At 63.7% G+C, this 14,532-nt stretch carries 14 protein-coding genes and 1 tRNA gene; 5 read left to right on the forward strand and 10 right to left on the reverse strand.

Translation table 11 applies throughout. The features are described from left to right. Window positions 1–100: 100 nt before the first annotated feature. Window positions 101–1,369 (reverse strand): ABC transporter substrate-binding protein, encoded by a 1,269-nt coding sequence (locus IV501_RS01475; protein WP_200554640.1) that lies wholly within the window; start codon window positions 1,367–1,369, stop codon window positions 101–103. Between the two features lie 169 nt (window positions 1,370–1,538). On the opposite strand from IV501_RS01475, the gene IV501_RS16490 reads away from it, so the two are divergent. Continuing rightward, window positions 1,539–2,543: a LacI family DNA-binding transcriptional regulator gene (locus IV501_RS16490; RefSeq protein ID WP_200554641.1), complete on the forward strand. Its 1,005-nt coding sequence runs from the start codon at window positions 1,539–1,541 to the stop codon at window positions 2,541–2,543. 57 nt (window positions 2,544–2,600) lie between these two features. Here the strand turns inward: IV501_RS16490 and IV501_RS01485 are convergent, their stop codons facing one another. From IV501_RS01485 to IV501_RS01515, 7 genes are all read right to left on the reverse strand, one after another. Further along, window positions 2,601–3,395 carry an inositol monophosphatase family protein gene (locus tag IV501_RS01485; protein ID WP_200554642.1) on the reverse strand — a complete coding sequence of 265 codons (795 nt, stop codon included), beginning with the start codon at window positions 3,393–3,395 and terminating at the stop codon, window positions 2,601–2,603. Continuing rightward, window positions 3,388–4,098, reverse strand: coding sequence for a glycerophosphodiester phosphodiesterase (locus tag IV501_RS01490; protein WP_200554643.1), 711 nt, complete (start codon window positions 4,096–4,098; stop codon window positions 3,388–3,390). The genes IV501_RS01485 and IV501_RS01490 overlap by 8 nt, the downstream gene beginning before the upstream one ends. Next, window positions 4,095–5,111, reverse strand: coding sequence for an ABC transporter ATP-binding protein (locus IV501_RS01495; protein WP_307812127.1), 1,017 nt, complete (start codon window positions 5,109–5,111; stop codon window positions 4,095–4,097). Before IV501_RS01495 ends, IV501_RS01490 begins: the two co-directional genes overlap by 4 nt. A 50-nt stretch (window positions 5,112–5,161) precedes the next feature. After that, window positions 5,162–6,001 carry an ABC transporter permease gene (locus tag IV501_RS01500; protein ID WP_234698087.1) on the reverse strand — a complete coding sequence of 280 codons (840 nt, stop codon included), beginning with the start codon at window positions 5,999–6,001 and terminating at the stop codon, window positions 5,162–5,164. Then, complete coding sequence (locus tag IV501_RS01505; RefSeq protein WP_200554645.1) at window positions 5,998–6,816, reverse strand: ABC transporter permease; 819 nt, start codon at window positions 6,814–6,816, stop codon at window positions 5,998–6,000. The genes IV501_RS01500 and IV501_RS01505 overlap by 4 nt, the downstream gene beginning before the upstream one ends. A 134-nt stretch (window positions 6,817–6,950) precedes the next feature. Further along, the gene (locus IV501_RS01510; protein ID WP_200554646.1) at window positions 6,951–8,090 is read right to left on the reverse strand and encodes an extracellular solute-binding protein; all 1,140 of its coding nucleotides are present in this window, start codon (window positions 8,088–8,090) and stop codon (window positions 6,951–6,953) included. Then, window positions 8,087–9,088 carry a carbohydrate kinase family protein gene (locus IV501_RS01515; protein WP_200554647.1) on the reverse strand — a complete coding sequence of 334 codons (1,002 nt, stop codon included), beginning with the start codon at window positions 9,086–9,088 and terminating at the stop codon, window positions 8,087–8,089. Before IV501_RS01515 ends, IV501_RS01510 begins: the two co-directional genes overlap by 4 nt. 298 nt (window positions 9,089–9,386) lie before the next feature. Here IV501_RS01515 and IV501_RS01520 point away from each other — a divergent pair, with 298 nt between their 5' ends. Both IV501_RS01520 and IV501_RS01525 read left to right on the forward strand, forming a co-directional pair. After that, window positions 9,387–10,154, forward strand: coding sequence for a DeoR/GlpR family DNA-binding transcription regulator (locus tag IV501_RS01520; RefSeq protein WP_200554648.1), 768 nt, complete (start codon window positions 9,387–9,389; stop codon window positions 10,152–10,154). Next, window positions 10,151–11,476: a 6-phospho-beta-glucosidase gene (locus tag IV501_RS01525; RefSeq protein WP_200554649.1), complete on the forward strand. Its 1,326-nt coding sequence runs from the start codon at window positions 10,151–10,153 to the stop codon at window positions 11,474–11,476. The genes IV501_RS01520 and IV501_RS01525 overlap by 4 nt, the downstream gene beginning before the upstream one ends. A gap of 230 nt (window positions 11,477–11,706) precedes the next feature. On the opposite strand, the gene IV501_RS01530 is transcribed toward IV501_RS01525, so the two are convergent. After that, window positions 11,707–11,778: transfer RNA gene (locus IV501_RS01530), tRNA-Gln, on the reverse strand. 187 nt (window positions 11,779–11,965) lie between these two features. On the opposite strand from IV501_RS01530, the gene IV501_RS01535 reads away from it, so the two are divergent. Both IV501_RS01535 and IV501_RS01540 read left to right on the forward strand, forming a co-directional pair. Further along, window positions 11,966–12,799: a cytochrome c oxidase assembly protein gene (locus IV501_RS01535; protein WP_307812128.1), complete on the forward strand. Its 834-nt coding sequence runs from the start codon at window positions 11,966–11,968 to the stop codon at window positions 12,797–12,799. A gap of 52 nt (window positions 12,800–12,851) precedes the next feature. After that, window positions 12,852–13,508, forward strand: coding sequence for an RNase H family protein (locus IV501_RS01540; RefSeq protein WP_200554651.1), 657 nt, complete (start codon window positions 12,852–12,854; stop codon window positions 13,506–13,508). A 9-nt stretch (window positions 13,509–13,517) separates the two neighbouring features. Here the strand turns inward: IV501_RS01540 and IV501_RS01545 are convergent, their stop codons facing one another. Continuing rightward, window positions 13,518–14,531, reverse strand: coding sequence for an NAD(P)/FAD-dependent oxidoreductase (locus tag IV501_RS01545; RefSeq protein ID WP_200554652.1), 1,014 nt, complete (start codon window positions 14,529–14,531; stop codon window positions 13,518–13,520). Window position 14,532 lies beyond the last annotated feature (1 nt).

The raw sequence follows: 14,532 nt of genomic DNA on the forward strand, positions 1-14,532 counted from the left end.
ACCTGCGAACCGGCGGGAGCTGTTCGTTCCCTGCGGCGCTGTCCCGCGGGGGCGGCGGGTGCCGCCACCCCCGCAGGAGTCGTTCCGACGCTGGTCATACTCAGCCCAGCAACTGGTTGCACTTGGCCACAGCGTTGGCCAGCGCATCCTTGATCGGAGTCTTTCCGAGAATGGCGTCGGCGAACTGCTGCTGCACGTACGTCTCCATCGCGGCGGTGAACACGGGCGGGCGGAACGACTCGGCAGATTTCAGCTGAGCGGCGGCCGCGACGCGGAGTTCGGTGTTCTGGGTGCCGTCGGTCTTGGAGAAGAACGGGTCGTCGAGCGAGCCGGTCGACGACGGGAAGATGTTGACGATCTTCGCGAAGGCCATCTGGTTTTCGGCGTTCGTGACGTACTTCGCAAAGGCGACCGCGGTGGGGGTGTTCTTGCTCTTCGACGAGACCGACAGGTCTTGCACCGACATCTGATAGACACCGGTGCTGCTGAAGGCCGGCGCGATGCCGAGGTTCTGAGCAAGCTCGGGCGCGTTCTTGTCAAAGTTCTTGAGGTCGTAGGCGCTACCGGAGTTCATGGCGACCTGCCCGCTCATGAATGCGTCACCGACACCGGTGTAGCTCGCGCTGAGCCCGGCCGGCAGGATGCCCTTGGCGTCATACGCGGCCTTGAATTCCTTCAGCAGCTCTTCCGCGCGGGAAGAGTCGAAGGTGAACTTCGTCTGGTCGGCGGTGATCACCTTCACACCGTTCTCGGCCAGGTCGATGATCGTGGGAACGTTTCCCCACATGTAGAACTTGCCGTTCGCTGCCTTGCCGAGTTGTGCCGCCTGCTTCAACATGTCGTCGTACGACTTCGGCGGAGCTGCGGCGTCGAGGCCCGCCTCGGTGAACAGCTTCTTGTTGAAGAAGGTCGGCCCCGTGTTCAGGTACCAGGGGTAGGCGAACGAACCAGCGGGATCGGCGTACTTCGTGCTGTCCCAGGCGTCTGCGAGGTACAGCGACTTCGCTTTCGGGTCGGCCTTACCGAGATCGAGCAATGCTCCCGCCTGCGCGAGCGGGTAGGCGAGATCGGGCGCGGTATTGACCACGTCGGGAAGGCTGTTCGACGTCACCTGCGCCTGCAGCTTCTGGGCATAGTTGTCGGCGGGCTGATCGAGCCACTTGATCTCTGTGCCGGGGTGCTTCTTCTCGAACGACGAAATCAGGCCCTCGAAGTAGTCCTTGAACCCGGCCTTGAGGTTCCAGGTCTGGAACGTGATTGCGCCGGTTATCTTCCCATCGATGCTCTGGGGACTGCTCGATCCCGCCGAACCTCCCGCACAGGCGCTGAGCGCCAATGCCGCTCCTGCCGCGATCGCGATGATTCCCATCGTCCGTTTTCTCTTGCTGAACACCATTGCTCGCTCTCCTCTGAACTGCAGTCGTGATACATCCTGCGCACACCTTATGCGCATAAGTACGGGTGTAACCATATAATCACTTAAGCGCCTAAGTGACAACCGGTCCACCCGAGCGCGAGCAGCCGAGGAGGTGGGCGCAGTGAAGCGAGCCAGAATCCAAGACATCGCGGATGCCGTCGGAGTATCGGCCGCCGCCGCGTCGTTCGCCCTGAACGGCAAGCCCGGAGTCTCGGAGGCCGTTCGCCGCAAAGTACTCGACGCCGCGGAGACGATGGGCTGGCAGCCGAACGTCGCGGCGCGCTCCCTGGCGGGGGCGCGAGCAGGCGCAATAGGTCTGGTGATCGCCAGAACCACCGACAGTTTCGGCACCGAGAACTTCTTCCTGCGCCTTATCGCGGGTATCGAGCAGAGCATCGCGAGTCGATCGCTGTCGCTCGTTCTGCAGTTGGTCGATTCCGTGGAGGCGGAGATCGCCACCTACCGTCGGTGGTACTCGGAGCATCGGGTTGATGGCGTACTGCTCGTCGATCTGCGCGTGGACGACCCCCGCCCCGCTGTCTTGACCGAACTCTCCTTGCCCGCCGTGGTGATCGGCGGCCCCGAGTCGTTCGGCCTCCCCCACGTGACGATCTCCGACGACGCCGCGATGCGCATCATCGTCGCGCACCTTGTTGCTCAGGGGCACACCCACATCGCCTACGTGAGCGGGCTCAGCGAGCTCTCGCATACCCAGAGCCGCATCGACGCGTTCGAGCAGGCATCCGCTGCAGCCGGCATCATCGCCGACCCCGCGTATTCCACCGACTATTCAGCAGCCGACGGATCTCGGGCGACCATCGAACTGCTCATCCGCGAGCCGCGGGCGACCGCGGTGATCTTCGACAACGAGGTGCTCGCAATCGCCGGCCTCAGCGAGCTCGCCGACGCCGGGCTCGCCGTCCCCGAACAGATGGCCGTCGTCGCCTGGGAAGACAGCCCGATCTGGCTGGCATTGCGTCCCCACCTGACCGCGCTGCGGCGCGATCCCACCGTGCTCGGGAACGACGGCGCCACAGCGCTCCTCGCCGCGATCGACGGCGAACCGGTGCAGACGGTCGCCGAGCCGGTTCCGACCCTGATCATCCGGGAGTCGACAGGCGGATGACGTCGTGATGGAACCGGCCATCGAGCCGATCGGCATTGAGGTGGATGACGCGATTGACTAGCTCATCGCCGCGTCGCGGGCTGTCGCGCGTTCGCGCGCAGCCGCCACTGCCCCGCTGACACCAGGGGCGACAACGGTCAACGAACCCACGCCCGTTGCGACGAGCTCGATGCGGGCTCCGGCTTCCTGCGCGAAAAGAAGACCGGCCATATCGTCGATCGGGTCGTATGCCCCGAGGATCGTCGCAACACTGCGCCCGCAGCCGGTCGTGACCAGCGAGAGAGCGGATGATCCCATGATCCTGGTTGTCGCGTGATCGTTCGCGAGCTCTGTGATCACGGAATACATTCCCTCCCACGGAAGGTGACCCCGCCACTCGGTGAGAACGACGGTTCCGGCAAGCGACGAGGCTGGGGAACAATGAACCGGCAGGCCATTCAGTCGAGCACCATTTCCTCGTTCCGCAGTGAATATCTCCCCGCGAGAGGGGTCGACGACCACTCCGAGAAGAGGTCCATCGCCGTCCTCCAACGCCAGACTGAACGAACTCCACGGAATGCCGTTGGCAAAGTTGGTCGTGCCGTCTATCGGGTCGAGGTACCACGTCGGCGATCCCGCGTTGCCTCCTGTCGTTCCGAATTCCTCGCCGCTAATCGTGTGCGACGGAAACCGTCGGGAGAGCACGTCTCGCACTCGCGACTCGATGCGCTGGTCGACATCCGTCACGATGTCCGCGAGGTTCGCCTTCGCCGTCAACTGCAGCGGCTCCGAGTTGCGCATCTCCTCTGCGGCCCACCGGCCCAGTTCGAGTGCGGCTGCAGCCCACTCGTCGATGGTGGCGCGATCAGTCATGGGTACCCCCTGTCGAGCGGGCGGCGGCGCGCTCCCGCATGAGCATTTCGATGTCGTTCGAGATGATCGCATCGATTCCGAAGGACATCAGCCTGCGCATCATTTCGGCGTCGTCGACCGTGTAGGTGCTGGCGAACATTCCCCGGTCGTGAATCCAGCGCACTAGATCGCCTGTCACCAGGTCGTGAACCTGGTTGAAATACTGCGGTGCGATCCTGCCGAAGGTCGAGTCATCGGGCAGATCCGGTTCTTCCCAGCTCAGCGCGATCGTCGCGTCGCTCGACCGTTCCCTAACGCGCGCGAGGGCGTCAGGCGACCCGGTGAAGATTCCTCCTCCGGCGACATTCCGCGCTTCGACGGCATCGAGGCCCGCATCGGCTTCCGCAACGCTCGCGACATCGATCATGAGTGCGACCGAAAGCTTCCCCGCCACCGCCAGTGCTTCATCGAGGGTCGGGATCATCAGACCGTTCCCGCCCGCCCTGCCCGGAAGCTCGTCGACAGGCACCCTGATGACGGGTCGAGGGTCATCCCACAGACGTTCCAACGTCTGATCGTGAAGCACGACCGGCACGCCGTCGCTGGTGAGCTTGATGTCGATTTCGACCCAGTCCGCTCCGCAGGCGGCGGCTGCAGCAATCGAGTCGAGAGTGTTCTCCCGCGCCAGCATCGGCGCGCCCCGGTGGGCGATGGTGATCGTCACTGGTTCGCGCTCGCAAAAGTCGATGCCCGGGAGATCGTCACGAAGACATCGTTGCTGGCCCATCGGCGCAGTGCGGAGTCGAAGACGCGCAGTTCCTGGTCGCCCACCCGGACGATCAGTTCGCGATAGTGACCCAGCGGGATGTCGCGCACGATGGTTCCCGGCGCACCCGCACCGACCGCGGCGAGCTGAACGTCTTCCGGCCGGATGGCGACGAGGCTCATGCCTCCGGGTAGACGCTCGCCGCCGGTTACTGGCACGTGCACACCCGACGGCAGTTCGATCGACTGGACGTCACCGCCGTGCACGAACGCGTCCACGAGATTCATCGTCCCGACGAATCGGGCGACGAAGGGCGTCGCGGGATTTCGATAGATTTCGTCTGGGACACCGAGTTGTTCGATCTTGCCGTTGTTCATTACGGCAATCCGGTCGGCCAAGGACAGCGCTTCCTCTTGATCGTGGGTCACGAATACCGTCGTGATTCCGCTGCGCTTCTGGATCTCGCGGATCTCCTCGCGCACTCGCACCCGCAGTTTGGCGTCGAGATTCGACAGGGGCTCGTCGAGCAGAAGGAGGCTGGGTTCGAGCACGAGCGCCCTGGCGAGGGCGACACGCTGCTGCTCTCCGCCGGAGATCTGTCCGGGGCGGCTGCGGAGGTGGTGGCTGAGGCCCACCAGCTCGAGAACCTCCTCGACTCGGCGTGTGATGTCGCTCTTCTTCGTCTTGCGCACCTTCAACCCGTAGGCCACGTTGTCGAACACGGTCATGTGCGGCCACAACGCGTAATTCTGGAACACCATCGCGGTGGGGCGACGCTCCGCGGGAGTGCGCGTGTGGTCTGTACCGCTGATCGAGATCACCCCGGAGTCGGGTGACAGAAATCCCCCGATCATGCGCAGGGTGGTCGTCTTGCCGCAACCCGACGGGCCGAGGAGGCAAATGAGCTCCCCTGCCGCGATGTCGAGGTCCAGAGCGGAGACGATCTCTCGCCCTCCGAGCGATTTCGTCACGCCAGAGAGCCGCAAGTTATTCGGATTTTTCGATGTCATTCGTGGGATGCCTAACGGAGTTGAAAACCATCGGCTACGGCGCCGCTCATGACGTGCTTCCGCACGGTGAACAGAAGCAGTACCGACGGGATGGCCAGCAGGATGGAAAAAACGGCCGAGACTTGGCCCGGGTAGTGGCCGATGAGCGAGTACATCTCGGTGGGCATGGTGATGAAATCGGGTGCGCCGACGAGGAACGTGCCCTGCGCTTCGTCGAAGGCAGCGAGGAACGACAGGATGACGGCGACGAGAATGCCAGGCGCGGCAAGGGGGAATGTGATCGTCGCGAAGATTCGGAACGGACCCGCGCCGGCATCCCGGGCGGCTTCTTCCAAGTTTCGCGGGATCGCGGCGAACGCCGCGGCCGGTATCCACGTCATGAAGACGATGGTGCCGATGAGCTGAACGATGACGATCCCGAGGAATGTGCCCATCAGGTTGAGTGAGTAGAACAGGCTAGCCATCGCGATGAACAATCCGAAGCGAGGGAATGCGTTGGTGGCGAAAATGGCGATCAGTAAGAACCGCCGCCCCGGGAAGTCCATCCGAGCGAACGCGTACGCGGCGGGCAGACAGATGATCATCGACACGACGGTGACGACAGGGCTGATGATCAGGCTCAACCGAATCGACGGCAGCAGGTTCGCGTCAGCGATTACCTGATTCCACCAGGACAGGGTCCATTCGGTGGGAAGGAAATTCGGATAGAGCCATTTCGCGGAGAACGCGTTGATTCCGAGCCAGACCAGTGGCCCGACGATGAAGACGGCCATCACAATGACGAAAATCAGTCGGGCGGTTGAACCCATGGCCGCGTGAAAGAAACGTGAGCCCTGGCGGGTGACGGTCATCGTGAGTTCCTTGCTTTCTTGCTTCCCCGAAAATTGGCCCAGATATAGGCGACGGCGGCAACCGAGGCGAGCGCGAAGACAGCGATCGCCATGACCTGGGCTTGTTGCGGCATGTTGAACGCTGAATACGTGCTCGACATCAAGGGCCCGAGCATGTTGCCCCCGGTGGGCCCGACGATGTACGGGAGCGTGAAGCTTCCGATGATCCCGATCGCGGTGAACGTGGCGGCGATGATGCTGGGAACCGCGGTGAGTGGCACGAGGATGGTCCAGAGGCGTCGGTTTGCCGACGCTCCGACATCTTTCGCCGCCTCGATCAATCCTTCTGGCACGGAGGCGAGCCCCGACGAGATCATCAGAACGGCGAACGGAAGATTCGACCAGATCGAGCCGATGATCACGCCGACGATCGTGTAGCTGAAGGTCGGCGCATCCTCCCAGCCGAACTGCGCGGCGAGCGTCCTGACAAACCCATTCGGGGCATAGAACGTCACGATCGCGTAGGCACCGATGACCGCCGGGATGAACATGGGAACTACCGCGAGCCCGGCGATAGTCCGCGACATCCAGCCGTCACGGAATCGAAGGGTGAGTGCCAAACACCACGCCAGCACCATGACCACCGCTGTTGACACCACCGTTACGACGATGGTGACGCCCAGGCTGTCGAGGAACTGTGCGCTCGTGAAGACCTCCCGATATGCCTCGAAAGTGACAAGCCCGTGCGTCGGGAGGTGCTGATGCTGCGCGATGGTCGAGATGGTCTCGTTGAAACCACCGGTGTCGCCGAGGGTGTACATCAGGCCGGACACCACAGGGAGGCCTATGAAGAGAGCAATCACCAACACGGGTGCTGAAACGAGGAGGAGCCCTCTGATTGCGGAGTGATTTTTCATGTCAGCTTCCTGGGATGTCGCGGCCTGATGGTAATCACGGGTGGGCTGGCTCGTTATGGGACGAGCGTCATCCACTTGCTGTTCATGTCAGCCGCGGACTTGGACGAGTAGAACTGTGCGCCGCCTTCGGTGTCGAGACCCTTCAAGACGCTCTGCGTGTCTGCGGGCAGGTCGGTCTTGGGGATGACGGGGAAGCCCGCGATCTGCGAGACCATCTGCGCCTGCTGGGCCGGGTCGAGGACCCAGTTGAGAAGGGTTTCGGCGGCCTTGACGTGAGCGCTGTTCTTGGGGATAGCGAGGTAGGAAGCGCCGCCGGGCATAGCGGGGCCGGAGATCGACACGGCCTTCACCGATTTGCCGAGACTTCCGGCCTTCTTCGCGGTGAGGAAGATGTCAGACCAGCTCGGGACCATGCTGACTTCGCCGGTGCCGAGCAGGTTGAGCGAACCGGTGTTGCCGTCCGGGTAGTGCTGCTGGTAGATCGCGGGGGTCAGCGACTTGAGCACATCGAAGCCGTCCTTCCACTTCGACTGTGCCTTGACGTCGTAGCCGGTCGCCATCTTCGTGACCGAAGCCTCGTCCATGCCGCTGTCGAGCACCGCCTGCACGAATCCCTGGCCGGATCCACCGGTGCTGGGGTTGTTGTAGGTGAACTGGCCCGGGTGGGCTTTGATCCAATCGATGAGCTTGGGGAGGGTGGTCGGAGGCGCGGCGACCTTTGCCGAGTCGTAGGCCAAGATCACAGCAGAACCGCGATAAGGAATCTCGTCGTGCGTGCCGAGCATGTTCTCTGTCACGTTGGCGAGGTTCGGGATAGTGGTTTTCGAGATCGGTTTGAGCAAGCCGGCTTCGGAAGCGTCCGCGATAAAGCTCGCATCGATGATGACGTCCATCGGAGAGCCCTTCCCCGATTTGGCCGAGGCTGCGATCTTGGCGAGCTGAACAGCGTCGGTCGAGGCGTCCGCATTGCTGAACTTGACGGTGATGTTCGGGTATTTGGCCTCGAATGCGGGGATCAGTGTCTTCGTCCAGAGGTCCTGCACGCCGACGTCGCTGTTGGTGAAGAGCGAGATGGTTTCGGGAGCGGCTTTCGTGCCGGCATCCGCGGTGTGGGTGGATGACGCGCATCCAGCCAATGCGACCACGGCGCTCACGGCGATTGCTGCAACGGAGATTGTTCTTGAGATTCTCATTTTTCTTTCCTGGTTGGTTGCGTCTGCGACGGTGAAGATGGAAGAGCTTGGTCGGCGTGGCCGCAATCGTCGATCCACGCGGTGATCAGGTCACTGACGGCGGACGTGTCGGCGGCAATTTCAGATCGGTGGCCGAGTAGCCATGACTCGAGGCCGTGGAGAGTGGGGTTGCTGACTGCGCCGCCCAGTCCGCTGGCGGTGTACGACGCACAGAGGTTGGCGAAAAGAAGTCGGTCGGCAACCGCCATATCTGACGAGGCAGTGCGCATCAAGGCCGCCACGAATTCATCGCCGGCTCCCGTGGGATCGACCGCGCGGACGCGGATACCCGGAGATTCGCTGAGTACGCCCGATCCGGCGTCGAACGCGAGCGCACCGGAAGGCCCGCGTGTGATCACCGTCATGGCTACGAATTCGCCGAGACGACTGATCGCGTGTTCGACGGTGCTGGTGCGCGTGTAACTGAGCGCCTCGCGCTCGTTGAGCACGAAAACGTCGACATGCTGTAGCTGCGTGAGCACGTCGTCCGACCAGCCGTGCCGCTCATCCCAGCCGACGCCGCCGAAGACCGTCGTGCCCGCGGCGCGACGCTTGCGCACCCACGTCGGCAGCTCCAGGTCGAGGGCGACGAACATGGTGGCAGCATGGCCGACCGCGTCGACCTCGGAGGCGAGGTCGATCGGGTCGAGCTGACCATGACTGATGAACGACCGGTCTTCGGCCGTGGACAAAGCCACGCTTAGCGCGGTTTGCATCCCGCGCTGGCGACCGCTCGGAGCTAGCGAAAGTCTCTTTTCAGCGCCGAGCATGTCCGAAACGAGATCGCCCACCTCGTCGTCGCCGATCGCGGTGACCAGTGCGGTCGACGCCCCAAGCCGCGCAGCCCCGACGGCCGCGTTGGCGATGCCGCCTGGCGAAAGGGCGCGGTCAGTCGCCCAAACTTCTTCCCCAGGCGCTGGCGGCACCGAGATGCCCGCCATCACGACGTCGAGAAACACCGTGCCGACGAAGAGGGCGTCGATCGTGTCAGCCGTGGTTGCGGGCTCACTCTGTCGATTCATCTGGCCTCCTTCTGGTCGAACGGCATGACTGCCGCGGTGTAGATGTAGCGGCGATGCACCGCGCCGAAATGACACTAAGCGGTGTGAGCGTTTCGGAACGACCTTGAACGTCTCTGTTCACCGAGTGTTCAGAAGACCGCATTTTGTACGTCATTTGCGGGTCCGCGACGGCAATTTGGGCTAATTTTTCACAGCGTGATCGATTGTGATCGCTTTCCGGTGCTAGCATCCGATCATGCTTGCTCATCAACGCGACGAGAAAATACTCGACAGACTCCGGGAAACCGGGAGTGCTTCCGCTCAGGACCTCATGGCTTTGCTGAATGTCAGCGGTCCGACGATCCGACGCGATCTGGAGCGGCTCGAACAAGAGGGCGCGCTTCAGCGGGTACACGGAGGCGCCTACCTCGCCGGCGGCGCACCAGAAGCTGTGGCCGAACAGCCTTTCGGAGCCGTCGTGGATCAGAACGCATCAGTGAAAGACGCGGTCGCCGCCGCCGCCGCCGCGCTCGTAACCGATGGGCAGGTCGTCTTGCTCGACATCGGTACCACCACGATGCGTATCGCCCACCATTTGCGCGGTCGCAAGGTGACGGTGATCACGAGCAGCCTGGCGATTCTCGACGTGCTCAGAAACGACGATGTCGTCGACTTGGTACTTCTCGGCGGCGCTGTTCGCCGCAACTATCAAACTCTCGTCGGACCGCTGACCGAAGACGCTCTGGCGAGCATCAGCGCCGACATCGCATTCCTGTCGTGCACCGGAGTTCGCAGCGACGGCGCGGTGGTCGATGACATCTCGCGAGAAGCTTCAGTCAAACGCGCGATCGTGAGCGCCGCGAATCAAGTTGTGCTCGTCGCACCGGCGAACAAGTTTCCGGGCACTGGCTCGTTGAAGATCTGCGCCCTGTCGGAGATCGACGTACTCGTGACGAGCTCAGGCGCCGTCGAAGCGACTCTCGCCCAGTACACCGAGGCCGGCGGACGGGTGGTCTTCGCATGAAACTCGCAATCTTGGGCGGAGGTGGTTTCCGTGTGCCGCTCGTATTCCAGGCACTCGTAGAAGGCGAACATCTCGTCGACGACGTGTGGCTTTACGACGTCTCCGAATCTCGACTCGCCGTCATCACGGCGGTGCTCACGCAAATGACACCGCAGGGAAGTCGGATCCGCGTGCATTCGACGACATCGCTCGACGAGGCTATCGAGGGAAGCGACTTCGTCTTCTCGGCGGTCCGAGTCGGCGGTCTCGAAGCCAGAGTCGCGGATGAACGCGCCGCGCTCTCGCTCGGGGTGCTCGGGCAAGAGACCACGGGCCCAGGAGGCATCGCGTATGCCCTTCGGACGATTCCAGTTGCCATGCGGGTCGCCGACGTTGTGGCTCGACTGGCTCCGCTGGCGTACGTAATCAACTTCACCAACCCGGCTGGAATGATCACCGAGGCCATGCAGTCGATACTTGGAAACCGGGTAATTGGCATTTGCGACACTCCCAGCGGCCTAGGGCGGCGTATCGCGTCGATGTTCGGTCTCCCCACAGATCGCCTCGAGCTCGACTACGTCGGGCTGAACCATCTCGGATGGCTGCGCGGAGTGCGCTATCTCGGCAACGAAATCCTTCCCGATCTCTTCGCCGACGACGACAAACTCGGTCGCCTAGACGAAACCGGGCTCTTCGGGGCCGAATGGCTGCGCTCGTTGGGAATGATCCCCAACGAGTATCTGCACTACTACTACAACAACCGCGATGCTGTGGCAGCGATCTCGAAGGGTCGGACCCGCGGCGAGTACCTCCACGAGCAGCAGCACCGTTTCTACGAGCGCGTCGCGTATGACCCGTCCATTGCCTTGGCACTGTGGCACAGCACGAAAGCAGACAGGGAGGCGACCTACATGGAGAATGAGCGCGATCCCTCCGCCGCGCCCCATGATCTCGTCGGTGGAGGTTACGAGAAGGTGGCCCTCGATGTGATGCGCGCGATAGCGCACGATCAGCGAACGACGATGATCCTCAACGTACGAAACGGCTCCACGCTCGCCGGGTTGCCGGCGTCGGCGGTGGTCGAAGTGCCCAGCCTTGTCGATGCGTCCGGCGCCCATCCCCTCTCGACCGATGAGCCCGGTGGATCGGAGCTTGGCCTCATGCAGCAGATGAAGTCCGTCGAACGCCTGACGATCGCGTCGGTAGTGAGCTCAGATCGCAGTCTCGCCGTCAAGGCTCTCGGTCTCCACCCGCTGGTCGGGTCTGTCTCGACCGCCCGACAACTTCTGGCTGCGTATGAGGCCAACACCACATCGCTGTTCGCGGTAGCGGGCACGCACTAGCGCTGGTCAAAGAAACGAACCCCCGTCGGCTCTCGCCGGCGGGGGTTTTTTCGTCGGCCGACAGCGTCAGCAGCCGAACGCATGAGAGCCGATTAGACCTGAGCACAGCCAGCAGAGTTCATCCGCAAACACATGCGCAAAGCGGCGTAGATCTAATGCGAGTCGATTAAGCCAAAAAGGCGCGTGATCCGGGAAGTAGCCGGTCACACGCCGCGATTGAACGAATTTTGCTGGGGTACCTGGACTCGAACCAAGAACAAAAGAATCAGAATCTTCCGTGTTGCCAATTACACCATACCCCACCGGACTTCTCCGCGGAGGAGCCGACTAGTAACTGTAACCTACCCGCGCGGGCTGCTCCAAACCGAGGCGACTTCACGGCGTGTACACGGGTCGATGGTGCCAGAATCGCGATGTTCTTCGACGAATGGAGACCCCACGCCCGACCTGCTCACTTTCCTCTCCACGTGGCGCCTTGACCCTGTCGCGGTGGTTGCGCTGGTCGTCGCGGGCGGGCTGTACGGAGGGTCGGTGGGGATGCTGCGGCGCCGCGGCATCCGGTGGCCCCCGCTTCGCACGCTGGCGTTCTTCGCGCTCGGGCTGGGGTCGTTCGCCGTGGTGCAGTTCGGCTTTCTCGGGGCGTGGAGTACCGAGCTGCGCTGGGCGTTCACGACGCGTATCGCGCTGCTGCTGTTCGCGGTGCCGGGGTTACTGAGCCTCGGCTCCCCGGTGCAGCTGGGGCGGGCGGCACTCGCGGGGCTGCCCCTGCGGATGCTCGAGGCCGTTCTACGCTCCCGTCCGGTACGGATCATGGGCACCGCCGTCTTCGCCCCGCTGTTCGCTCTGGCGGCGTTCAGCGTCTTCCTGACCCCCCTCGCCGGAAGCCTGAGGGAGAGCGCGGTCGCGGGCGATCTGATCACCGTCGTCGTGCCACTGATCGGACTCGTCATGGTGCTGCCGATCGTGGAACACACCACGCAACGGGCGAGCTTCTTCATCACGGTCGAATTTCTGCTGGTGTTCGTCGAACTCGTGGCCGATGCCATCCCGGCCATCATGATCCGGCTGAACGCGCATGTGCTCGATATGGTCGGGCCGGTGCTGGGTGCGCTGCCGAGCTGGTTTCCGACTCGCTTACACGACCAGCACCTATCCGGCGATTTCCTGTGGTTCATCGCCGAGGTCGCGGACGTTCCGATTCTCATCCTGCTGTTCATCCGGTGGTCGCGGATCGATCGCACCGAGGCGCGCTCGTTGGATGACCTCAGCGACGAAGAGATGGATGCGTTGACCCGCGAACACCTGCGCGGCCCGCGGGAGTGAGCCGGGCATCCCGGTATCCTCGAGAGGCTCCCCCGCTCCACGAAAGGCCCCTGTGACGATTCGCGCCGCCGCTGACGGTTCAGCCCTCGGAAACCCCGGCCCGGCTGGCTGGGCCTGGTATATCGACGACGACAACTGGTCGGCTGGCGGCTGGAAGCACGCCACCAACAACCAGGGTGAGCTCACCGCTGTGCTGCAGTTCTTCCGCGAGACCAAGCACCTCGACGACGACCTTCTCATCCTTTGCGACAGTCAGTACGTAATCAATTGCGTGACCAAGTGGATGCCGGGCTGGAAGCGCAAAGGCTGGCGCAAGGCCGACGGCAAGCCGGTGATGAACGTCGACCTGCTGAAGGAGATCGACGCCGAGCTGGTCGGCCGCCGCTACCGGTTCGAATGGGTCAAGGGGCACGCCAATCATCCGCTGAACGAAGCGGCGGATGCCCGCGCCCGCGCCGTCTCGGAAGCCTTCCAGCGCGGCTCGGCCATCCCGTCCGGGCCAGGGCTGGCCGGGCGTGCGGCGCCTGCCGCCCCGGCGGTCGCCGTTCCTGCCGCCCCCGCCACTGAGGCTCCGTCGCTGTTCTCGTTCGATGACGAGGAGACGGTGTCCCTGACCGTGAACCTCACGCGGTCGGAGTACGACCGGCTCGCGGCACGGGCGAAGCTGCGCAAGTCATCTGTGGAAGACACGCTTCGCGGCCTGATCTAGTTCTGCGGGTCAGTGGCGGGGAATCCCGATCAGGTCTCGATTGATGGTCGCGGCGACGCGGGCCCCCGCGCCGGCTGCCACGATCAGCTGCTGCGGCCCGGGAGCGGTGGAGTCTCCCGCCGCGTAGATGCCGGTCGCGCTGGTGCGGCCGTCGGCATCCGTCACCAGCAGCCCCCAGCCGTCGAGGTTCGGGTTGAGCGCGTCGAGGTAGCCGAGCTGCGCATCCCAGTGCGGGCGCACGAAGCCGCCCTCGACGGGGATCAGCTCGCCATCCGCGAGTTGCACGCCGGCGACGACGCCGCGGTCGCCGACGACATCCGCCAGCTCGCGCCGCTCGATGCGCACACCGCGCTCGGTGAGCAGCGCCTCCTGGCCCGCGCTGATGCGCCCGACGCCATTGGTGAAGACGATGAGGTTGTGGCTCCACTGCGCAATCAGCAACGCTCGCGCCGCCAGATCGCTGGTCTCGCCGATGAGGGCGAGCGGCTTGTCGCTGTGCTCGTAGCCGTCGCACTCGATGCAGCTGAACAGCCCGAGGCCGTAGAACGCACGGATGCTGGGCAGCGTCGGCAGCGTCTCCTTCAGTCCGCTGGCCACCAGCACGGCCTTCGCGCGCACCGACCGGGCCGGGGAACCGTTGACGCCGCGGGCCTCCACGGCGAACCGCACCCCGTCATCCGCCCTCCCGACTTCCCCACGTTTGCCCGAAAATGCAGGTTCTGACCCCTCCAAACCTGCATTTTCGGGCAAACGTGGGCTTACGGAGGTGACTGTCGCGAGCTGGTGCTCGGCCTCGGGGTAGCCGGCGAGCTCCTCGCGAGCGAGGCGGCGCAACTCGTGCGGGGGCACACCGTCGCGGGTGATGAACCCGTGCGAGATCATCGTGGCCGCATTGCGCGGACGGTTGCCGTCGAGCAGCAGCACGCGCCGACGCGCCCGCGCCAGGTGGAGCGCCGCGCTCAAACCCGCGGGGCCCGCACCGACGATGACGACGTCGTAGTCGTCATCCTGCCGCTCTGCCATG

The sequence above is a fragment of the Lacisediminihabitans changchengi genome, assembly GCF_016634425.1.
Taxonomy (GTDB): Bacteria; Actinomycetota; Actinomycetes; order Actinomycetales; family Microbacteriaceae; genus Lacisediminihabitans; species Lacisediminihabitans changchengi.

Bases quoted from the DNA above. Each gene is read 5' to 3' on its own strand.
- IV501_RS01475 (WP_200554640.1), bottom strand. From the start codon at position 1,369: ATGGGAATCATCGCGATCGCGGCAGGAGCGGCATTGGCGCTCAGCGCC.
- IV501_RS01485 (WP_200554642.1), bottom strand. From the start codon at position 3,395: ATGACTGATCGCGCCACCATCGACGAGTGGGCTGCAGCCGCACTCGAA.
- IV501_RS01500 (WP_234698087.1), bottom strand. From the start codon at position 6,001: ATGACCGTCACCCGCCAGGGCTCACGTTTCTTTCACGCGGCCATGGGT.
- IV501_RS01510 (WP_200554646.1), bottom strand. From the start codon at position 8,090: ATGAGAATCTCAAGAACAATCTCCGTTGCAGCAATCGCCGTGAGCGCC.
- IV501_RS01520 (WP_200554648.1), top strand. From the start codon at position 9,387: ATGCTTGCTCATCAACGCGACGAGAAAATACTCGACAGACTCCGGGAA.
- IV501_RS01525 (WP_200554649.1), top strand. From the start codon at position 10,151: ATGAAACTCGCAATCTTGGGCGGAGGTGGTTTCCGTGTGCCGCTCGTA.
- IV501_RS01545 (WP_200554652.1), bottom strand. From the start codon at position 14,531: ATGGCAGAGCGGCAGGATGACGACTACGACGTCGTCATCGTCGGTGCG.